The organism is Longimicrobium sp. (assembly GCF_036280135.1).
Taxonomy (GTDB): Bacteria; Gemmatimonadota; Gemmatimonadetes; order Longimicrobiales; family Longimicrobiaceae; genus Longimicrobium.
Map to the genome: position 1 here is coordinate 1 of NZ_DASURI010000145.1, position 8,918 is coordinate 8,918.

At 65.4% G+C, this 8,918-nt stretch carries 7 protein-coding genes; 5 read left to right on the top strand and 2 right to left on the bottom strand.

What is annotated here, in order from left to right:
- Positions 1-416: 416 nt before the first annotated feature.
- The gene (locus VFZ20_RS04460; RefSeq protein ID WP_329682630.1) at positions 417-1,964 is read left to right on the top strand and encodes a Do family serine endopeptidase; all 1,548 of its coding nucleotides are present in this window, start codon (positions 417-419) and stop codon (positions 1,962-1,964) included.
- A gap of 409 nt (positions 1,965-2,373) precedes the next feature.
- Here VFZ20_RS04460 and VFZ20_RS04465 read toward each other — a convergent pair whose 3' ends face one another.
- Together VFZ20_RS04465 and VFZ20_RS04470 are read right to left on the bottom strand one after the other, a co-directional pair.
- On the bottom strand, positions 2,374-3,615 hold the full coding sequence (locus VFZ20_RS04465; RefSeq protein WP_329682631.1) for a tyrosine-type recombinase/integrase: 1,242 nt from the start codon (positions 3,613-3,615) through the stop codon (positions 2,374-2,376).
- 189 nt (positions 3,616-3,804) lie between these two features.
- Positions 3,805-4,164, bottom strand: coding sequence for a hypothetical protein (locus VFZ20_RS04470; protein WP_329682632.1), 360 nt, complete (start codon positions 4,162-4,164; stop codon positions 3,805-3,807).
- A gap of 829 nt (positions 4,165-4,993) precedes the next feature.
- Between VFZ20_RS04470 and VFZ20_RS04475 the strand changes: the two genes are divergently transcribed.
- The 4 genes from VFZ20_RS04475 to VFZ20_RS04490 all read left to right on the top strand — a co-directional run.
- Entirely contained in the window at positions 4,994-5,425 is a 432-nt protein-coding gene (locus VFZ20_RS04475) for a hypothetical protein (protein WP_329682633.1), read from the top strand.
- Positions 5,426-5,635: 210 nt separating this feature from the next.
- Positions 5,636-5,953 carry a helix-turn-helix domain-containing protein gene (locus tag VFZ20_RS04480; RefSeq protein WP_329682634.1) on the top strand — a complete coding sequence of 106 codons (318 nt, stop codon included), beginning with the start codon at positions 5,636-5,638 and terminating at the stop codon, positions 5,951-5,953.
- Positions 5,954-6,331: 378 nt separating this feature from the next.
- Entirely contained in the window at positions 6,332-6,841 is a 510-nt protein-coding gene (locus VFZ20_RS04485; RefSeq protein ID WP_329682635.1) for a sigma-70 family RNA polymerase sigma factor, read from the top strand.
- A 1,296-nt stretch (positions 6,842-8,137) separates the two neighbouring features.
- Positions 8,138-8,918 (top strand): ATPase, T2SS/T4P/T4SS family (locus VFZ20_RS04490; protein WP_329682636.1); only part of this gene is annotated, 781 nt, incomplete at its 3' end.

Consider the following 8,918-nt stretch of genomic DNA (forward strand, 5'->3'; position numbering starts at 1 on the left):
AGCGTCATCCTGAGGAGCCGCCGCGCCGACTGTGCCTGTGCGCGATCCAAGGCGGCGACGAAGGATCTTGCCGGCGAAGCGACAAGCCGGTTCCGAGGCATGGAGCCGGCCTGTCGCTTCGCACGCCAGATCCTTCGGTCGCGCCAGAACCCTGTGTGCGTTCAGGTTATGCGCGGCGCTCCCTCAGGATGACGCTTCGCGGACGCAGGTCTCCAACCAACTCCGGATCACACGTCCTGTTACTTGGTACTTGGCACTTGGTACTTGGCACTTGGCACCCATCTCGCACGGGCGCGGACGGAGCTAACGGCCGTCTAATGCCGTGGGGCTTCCGCGAAGGACGCCTCGTGCGCGATAATACGTTCGGCGTAATCCCCCCGGTGCACTGACGAGACAACGACGGGAGTCGCAACATCATGCTCGATCCGGTACGTGCAAAGCTCAAGCTGGTGGGTGTGACGGCAGGGGCGTTCGCGGGCGGCGTTCTGCTCGCGAGCGGCCTGGACTGGACCACCGGCTCGCACGCGGCCACGCTGCTGCAGACCCCCGACCGCCCGTCGTCGTCGGAGGTGCGGCCCGTCCAGGAGCTCAGCCAGGCCTTCATCAGCATCGCCGAGTCGGTCACGCCGGCCGTGGTGAGCATCGAGACGGAGCGCACGCCCCGCGCCCGCCCCCGCCGCGGCGGGCAGCCGGACGAGGACGAGGAGATGGAGATGCCGTTCGGCTTTCCGTTCCCGCAGCAGCAGGGGCCGCAGGTGCCGCAGGAGGCCAGCGGGTCGGGCTTCCTGATCTCGGAAGACGGCTACATCATGACCAACAACCACGTGGTGGCCGACGCCGACCAGATCAACGTGGTGCTGCAGGACAACCGCAACCTGCCCGCGCGCCTGGTGGGCCGCGACCCGCTCACGGACATCGCCGTCATCAAGATCGAGGGCGAGCGGTTCCCCGCCGTGCGGCTGGGCCGCAGCGAGGGCGTGCGCATCGGCGAGTGGGTGCTGGCCATCGGCAACCCGCTGGACCTGGGCACCACGGTCACGTCGGGCATCGTGAGCGCGCAGGGCCGCTCGCTCAACAACCTCATCGGCAGCAACGCGGGCACCAACCGCAACTGGGCCATCGAGGATTTCATCCAGACGGACGCGCCCATCAACCCGGGCAACTCCGGCGGCCCACTGGTGAACCTGCGCGGCGAGGTGGTGGGCGTGAACAGCGCCATCGCGTCGCCCACGGGGCTGTACGCGGGCTACGGCTTCGCGGTGCCCATCGACCTGGCCCGCAAGGTGGCCGAGGACCTCATCCGCCACGGCCGCGTGCGCCGTCCGGCGGTGGGCATCAGCGTGACCAACGTGCGCCCCGAGGACGCCGAGGTGTACCGGCTGGAGCGCATCCAGGGCGTGGTGGCGCAGGACTTTCCGGAAGGCAGCCCCGCGCGCGCCGCCGGCGTTCGCCAGGGCGACGTGATCGTGGGCGTGGACGGGCGAGCCGTGGAGCGCGTGGGCCAGTTCCAGCGGATGATCGCCACGCGCCAGCCGGGCGAGACGGTGCGGCTGGACGTGATTCGCTACGGCGAGCGCCGCAGCGTGGAGGTGCGGCTGATGGAGGCGCCCACGGCCGGCCAGGAGACGACGGGGCAGGGTCCCGCGCGCCCCGCGCCGGAGTCGGAGAAGGCCACCAAGCTGGGCGTGGGCGTGTCGGTGCTCACGCCGGAGCTGGCGGACCGGTACAAGCTGCCGGCCAACGCCACGGGGCTGGTGGTGACGGACGTCGCCAACTACAGCGCCGCCGCGCGCTACGGCATCGGCGAAGGCACGCGCATCCAGGCGGTGGACGGCCAGGAGGTGCGCGACGTGGCCGCGTTCAGCCGCGCCGTGGAGCGCAAGGGCGCGGGCGACGTCATCTCCCTGCGCATCGTCTATCCCACGGGCGAGAACGGCATCGTGAACGTGCGCCTGCCGGAGTGAACTGAAGTGCGTTAGTGCGTGAGTGCGTCAGTGCGTGAGTGGGATCGAGGCGCCGCCCGGCCATCAGCCGGGCGGCGCCTTTCGCTTCCGGCAGATGCAGGACGCGCGGCGGAGGACGGCGCTCCCTCGGCGTTCTCGCCGAGCCAAGGCGAGGCGCATCGCGGATTGCCGGAGAGCGACTGATGCGTCTCTCAGGCGTGGTCCTGAGTGCGTGGCAGACTCCGCGCGAGCGCCCCCTCCGGGCTCGCGGAGCTCGCCCACCTCCCCCAAAACCCCTGGGGGGGGTTGAACCGGGCGGGGCACGCAGGCGCCGCGACGCCTGCTAAGTCCTTTCCTGTGTGCCACTTACGGCACTCTCCCGTCCAGCCTCAAAAAGCGAGGGTGTCAACACTTGGTGTCAAAGAGCCTTTTAGGCCCTTCTGCGTGACTTCCGAAGCAATTCCATCGCTTCGGCAAGCTCCTCGTACGTTACGTCGTCGTACACTTCGCGGAGCGTTTCGGCCGTCGTGCCCGTCAGGTGCTCCCGCAGCTTGTCGCGGAATTGGCCGAAGGCTTCCGTCCGCACGCCCGCCCGCTTGTAGGCGTGGAACCCTACGCGCTCCTCCTCGACCCCTGCCGCCTTCTTGGCCTGCTGCATCCAGTTGTTCAGCACGGCCCGTGAAACCGGCTTGCCGGGGTCCTGCTCGGACGGGATCAACCAAGGCGAAAGTACGGTCGGCGTGGGCATGCTGTCCAACGCTTCCTCAGCTTCGGGCGACAGCGGGGTAACCAGCCTGCGCCCCGCCTTGTCGTACTGTCCCGGCCACGTGATGCGGCCCCGCTTCCGGTCCACGTCCTGCTTTCGGAGCTGCCGCACGGAGTTCGCGCGGTGCAGCGTCTCGCGACAAAGTACGGCCACCAGCGCAAACCGCCAGTTCGGGGAGTGCCGCATCAGCGCGTCGTGCTGCTCGTCGCTGATTCCGGGCCGCTGGGGGTCCTTCTCCTTCGGCATTCTCATCTTCTGCGCTCTGCGGCGCTCTGCACGCCACGGGTTGAGTTGCAGAAAGTGGGGCTCCGTCTCGTCGGCTGCGCTGGCCCAATTGAGGACCGCGACAAGGAATTTCAGGTCGTCGCGGATCTGGTTGTTCCTGCACTGCCGTTTCCACCCGGTGATTGTCCCCGCCGCTCGTGCCGCAATGAACCCGGTCCAATCCTTACTATCCAGCGTGGACGGGTGCCGCTCCGGCCCGCGCTCCTTCTCCCCTGCGTTGGCCCGGTCCTGCAAGTAGGCCAGAAACACGCGAACGGATCGGGGGTCGCGTAGCTGCTTGCTCTGCTGCTTGGTCGGCGTCACCTCCTTTAGATAGCGGTTCAGCAGTTGCCGGAGCGACGTAACGCGTGCGGTGGACGATTCCGAGAGTAGCGCCTTTGCCTTGTCCTTGGCGGCCTGTTCGGCCTTGTCGCGGTCCCTGTGGCCCACGCTTTCGCGTCTACGGACCTTTATGACCGTCCCCGTCTCCGAGTTCCGGCAAGGCTGTCCCTGCTCGTCTAAGGCATCCTCAAACCATTCCAGCAGGATGATTCCGCCCTTAGACTTCTCGTACGCCCGGCACCAGTTGGTGCCGCGCTCGCCCGCGTTGTAGCTCCACGCTTGATTCTTAATGCGCGCCATGGGAATGCTCGCTTTCTCCATCGGACGCGCACGCGCAACCTACACCCCTAATATAGCGGGTTTGTCTGCAATAATCAAGGGCGACATTGCGGGTGCACGCCGTGTTTTGTAAGGAAAACACCAGCGACACCCCCTCCCGTTCTTCCCTCGGGGTTGCAGTTATTGCACGCATTGCACAGGGCATTGCCACTATTGCACCTCGCCTGCATCCTGACGGGACGGCATATAGCCCGGTTTGCGCGGCAGTTCAGCCGCGCGAAGCAAAGGGCGGGCTTCCGTGCCGTAGTTGGTCAACGTCTTGGCAACCATCATCCGCCGGAGGTGCCCGCGCGTGTACCCTGACAGGGCCACGGCGGCGCGCATTTCCACCAGCTCGGGCAAGTCTGCCGTTGCGGCCGGGTGGATGAGTACGGCGGATGCCGTGCGCTGCACGTCCTCCTCCAAGTCCGCCGCCGCCCGTTCAAGCACCTGGGCGGCTTCCTCCGCGCCCCAACGGCGCATTACGGCGGCGTCTTGCCGCCATACGTTGATCCGCTCAGAGATATTCATTGCACACCATCCCGCGCCGTGGACCTGCACGGGGCAACCGCGCCCCCGTAGGGCCGTACTTGGCGATAGGTGCGGTGCGTTCTATGCCGCGCGCCCGGCAGTCCGCCGCCGCGCCCGGAAGCCTCGGCCGGGACGCGCGCTGACGTGACTCTGCCGAGTGTAGCCACCGAGAGAAAGCACCCGATGCGGAACCTCTTCCGGTATGACCGGCACATGCGTGCACGGGCGGACAACGCCCCGGACGTGGCTCATAAAGAGTCGTTGCCGGATGAGGAGCGGGGTAGTCTGCGGAGCGACTTGATGAAACTGATATGGAAGGCGCCCACGCCCGCGTGGAACGGAGCCGCCTGCATGGGCTCACGGACGACTGAACGGAAGGGGTGGGTGGAGCGATGGCGTGGCGAGGGTTCATCGGCGGCGGAAGCCGCTAAACGCAAAGTAAGAGGGGGCGGCCGAACGTTCGGCAGTCCCTCTCGCTTCTGCGATGTGCGGATGGATGTATGGACGCACCACCAACTACCGTCGCATCCTCCGACGCCCATCCGTCCGACGCTCGTTCCATCGACGCTCCTGCCCCGTTTCCTCAAGGTATAGATTTTCCGAATTGAAACACGGGGAGAAGCAGAACGTTGGCTTCGCTCGTCGTGAGGTCGATGATGACGGAGCAGGAGAAAAGATGAACGTAGCGGCGCTAGTTGCGCCGGGCGCTGGACTGCTGGCTTAGCCAGATGCGTAAACTTCGTCCTCAAACCCTTACGCCGTTGAGTGGCCTTCATTAGCTTGGGATTTGTCAGGGGTGGCACCTGTTTCCCCAGCCTTCCAAGTCGAGATGAACGAGCAGTTTGACGCGTTCGCGAACTCGTGCGAAATCCAGATTGCGGCACAGCCCATTGGGATCGCCCCGCGCGACATGACTGTGACGCTCGATGAGGCGGAGGTGCATTACCACGTCACGCTGCGCAGACCAGGCGCGGACGTGACCGCGCAGGTAGTTTACTGGAAGCCGGCGACGGACGACGCTCCGCCCACCGCGGGGGAAGTCCTCTGGTGGCTGGCAGGGGATGCGCACGTTATGGAAGGCGCCCAGATGGAGCGGAACCTGTGGGCTGCCGCGTATGGTCTCCCGCCGGAGGCCAATGGCACGGGGCGTCTATTCGATCAGCAGCGTAACCAGTGCGAAGCACTGCGCACGCTCCTCGGGGACTTGGGCTATCGCCGCCTCGTCGGCATTTACGAATCGGAAATGGCCAGTTCGCACTAGCTAGCGTCCTCCGATCGGCCGGTCGCATCGGACCGCCCCGCGAATCTCGTGGGGCGGTCCCGTTTTGTTTGTGGTGGATTCTCCAAGGGAAACTCTGAGTCGCACGTTCTGGTAAACGGAAGAAGTTCCAACGGGCTCCAACCTGGAACAAGCACTTGGCAAGCCCAGCGGGGAAGTGAGGGGGGCTCGCGACCGGACCGGGGACACTCCATGAACGAACGACGGCGAAACGGAAGCGCACCCGTGGAGAGTGCGTTGGATGTAGTGCGGAAACGGTGGAAAGCCTCAGTGTTGCTGGAACTGGCCGGGGGAGGCCTTCGGTATGGGGAACTGCACGCGCGGCTCTCCTCCGTGCCCTACAAGGTTCTGACGGAAGTGCTGCGGGAGTTGGAGTCGGACGGGCTGCTCGCCCGCTTCGTAAAGCCGGGCCATCGCAAGCACGTTGAGTACGGGATCACCCCGTCCGGCGCGCAACTGGTGCCGATCCTTCGTGCGCTCGGAGAGTGGCGTGAAAACAGTGTTAGCTAACCAGCGACTCGTACCGATTGGTGCGTAGCGCGAAATTGAATGCTTGGCGAAAGTCGGACTAGGGGCAGTTGTCACCCCCCGCTCGACACCTGCTACGCGGGACGGTTCCAACGCCACAGACGGGACTTCAACCTCCGCCCTCCGGCGAAGGGGCGGGCGGGGGATTCGGACGCCGACACCGGCGGCGCCGGAACCCGCAGTAAGCGGAAAGGGGGGCGGTGCTGAAAGCGCCGGGCGCCGGTCCCCCGCGCCACACCGATGGACACACGTGCGCGGGAAGTAGTGGGACGTATGCAGCAGTACCCAACGACTTGGCCGTCGCCTGACACGCTCGCGCAGCTCGTTGCGACGGCGCAGTCGGCAGGAACCGAACTCTCCGTGAACGCCCTTCTCGCGGCGCTCCGCCCCGCCCTCGTTTCGTTCTTCTCTCGTACCATGCCGTTCGACGCTGCCGAAGACTTGGCGCAGGCCGCGCTCGTCCGCATCCACCGCGCGCTCCCCAACATCGACGCGGCGCGGGCACACCCCTACATCGTGACGGTCGCCTACAACCTCGCGCGCACCGCGTACGCGCAGAGTGCGCGGGACAACCGGCGCATGGCGCCGGAGCAGTCCGCGGATGCGATCCCAGGCCCCACGGCGGCCGACAGGCACACGCAGTACCGGGAGCTGGCCCGCGCCGTCCATCGGGTCGCGTCGGCTAAAATGCCGCAGCCGCAGCGGGAGGTGGTCCTGGGTCTGCTGCGCGGTGACACACCGGCCGAAATCGCGAATCAGCTCGGGATAAGCCCTGTGACGGTGAGAACGCGTCTCATGCGTGCGCGAGCCGTACTCCACCGAGAGCTACGCCCGTTTCTGGACGATACGCGGCAGGACTGCGCGGGGTGAGGTCAAACTGCGGCCAACTCCGATCATGAGCGACGATTGCGGCGATACCGCCGCATCTGCTGCCACCCGGCCATTTCTGTCGCGATCCACTTTGGGATCGGTACGCCGCGCCGAAGCGCTGCTGCACGGCACCAGCGCACCAGCCGCTCGCGGGCGGCTTCTCGCTCCGTGAGAGGCAGCGTGGCTACTAAAACTGAGAGTGCGGCCTGTTCAGGGAGCACATGCGTAAGTACGTCCTCGCTCTGATGCCAGGACCATAGGCTCCGCAGAGCGTCAGGGCTGGGTTCCGCGCCGCGAAGGAAATCGCGTAGGCTCCGGTCCGCGATACCGATTTCTTGCGCGATGTGGTAGCGGGGGTTCCCACACACGCCGATGACGAAACGCAGGGTGGCGCGCAGCTGCTCGTATTCCAGGTGATGTTCGAGTATGCCGTGCACGATGTTGTCTCCTTGTCTGATTCCCCTCCCCACAGGCAGCCGACCTCGAGTATATACGCTTGGCGGCATCCGATCTACCGGATCAGATGACCGCTTGATTGGGGACCAAGGCGTAACGCTTGCAGTCGAGCAGATAGGTGTTTACTATGCTCACCATGAACATAGTTAACATCGAAGAAGTATTCGTGATCGACACCGCGCGTGCCGAAATCGCTAGGCGGTTAGCAGAGGGTCGTGGAACTCTGCGCGGAATAGCCAGGGAAGTGGACATGAGCCCGACTGGCCTGAGCAAGTTCCTGAACGGAACAAGGCCGTACCGGCCGACTATTCTGCGACTCCACCGATGGTACACAACACAACAGGCGGATGACGCAGAGGATCTGACCGAGTACCTGCTCACTCAGCTCGCCGGCACGTTTCCCGCCGCTGGGCGCCCGGAGGTTCGCCGGGTGCTGGACCAGACGGTTCTGCACCTGCGGGAGAGATTCCCCACGGACTCTACCGAACGCGTTTACAGGGCGCGATAGCACAAAGAAGGCGAGCCCTATTGGCTCGCCTTCTTTGTTTTACAAGCGTACGACCATTCTGCTCCGCACTCGCCCCCCCGCCGCCGATAAACCCGCCCCACGTCATGCGCTCTCCTGATTCATCGTTTCCTCCAAGATGCTGCAACAGTTTTCAGCAACAGAATACGGGACCCTGTTGCACGTTGCAATCGTTCTAGATGGCTCATTCCTACATCTCGCCCTCGTAAAATCTTCATTCCTTCGTAGAACGCTTTTCTAAATCTCCTAGTACGGTTCGACAGCCAAGGGCCCAACGGGCCCGCCGTCGAAAACCCGTGCTCGGATGATTTCGCATGGCGGTCCATCAGTCCGTCGAATCCACTTCCGCTGAGAAGTTCGCGCGACAACTCGTTGCGTACTTCTCCAGTTCGCACGCAGGTCGTCTCGTCCTCGACGCGCTGGCCGACGACGACGTGACGGAAGTATACCTGAACCCTGACGGGAAGCTCTGGAAAGACACGTACTCGGCCGGCGCGGTCGATACGGGGCTGGAGCTGGAACCGGCGCGGGCGGTGATGTTCCTAAACGCCGTCGCCACGCATCACCGCGTCAGCCTCACGCGGGAGAATCCTTCCATCGCGGCGGAGCTGCCGATGGAGTTCTTCCGTCGCGCCCGCCTCCAGGGCGAGATCCCGCCGCTGGTCGAAGCGCCCTCTTTCAACATCCGTAAGCCCCCGCCGCGCACCTTCTCGCTGGATGAGCTGGTGGCGTCCGGCGCGCTCAGCGCCGGGCGCCGCGCGGTCCTGCGCGAAGCCGTGCTGAACCGCTGGAACATCGTCGTCTGCGGCTGGATGGATAGCGGCAAGACGACGTTTGCGCGGTCGCTCCTGCTGGAGATGGCGCAGCTCTGCCCGCGCGACCGGGTGGGCATTCTAGAGGATACGCCGGAGCTCCGGTGCGACGGGCTGGACGTGGTGAACCTGCGGAAGCCGGAGCATTGGGACCTGACGGCCCTCTGCACCATTGCGCTTCGCAAGAAGTTCAAGCGCATCTGCGTCAGCGAGTTGCGCGACCGCGAAGCCCTGCCGCTGCTGGACCTGTGGACGACGCACCGGGGCGGAATCGCCACGGTGC

Excerpts from the sequence above, each read along its gene's own strand:
- VFZ20_RS04465 (WP_329682631.1), bottom strand. The coding sequence starts at position 3,615 with ATGGCGCGCATTAAGAATCAAGCGTGGAGCTACAACGCGGGCGAGCGC.
- VFZ20_RS04460 (WP_329682630.1), top strand. The coding sequence starts at position 417 with ATGCTCGATCCGGTACGTGCAAAGCTCAAGCTGGTGGGTGTGACGGCA.
- VFZ20_RS04470 (WP_329682632.1), bottom strand. The coding sequence starts at position 4,164 with ATGAATATCTCTGAGCGGATCAACGTATGGCGGCAAGACGCCGCCGTA.
- VFZ20_RS04475 (WP_329682633.1), top strand. The coding sequence starts at position 4,994 with ATGAACGAGCAGTTTGACGCGTTCGCGAACTCGTGCGAAATCCAGATT.
- VFZ20_RS04480 (WP_329682634.1), top strand. The coding sequence starts at position 5,636 with ATGAACGAACGACGGCGAAACGGAAGCGCACCCGTGGAGAGTGCGTTG.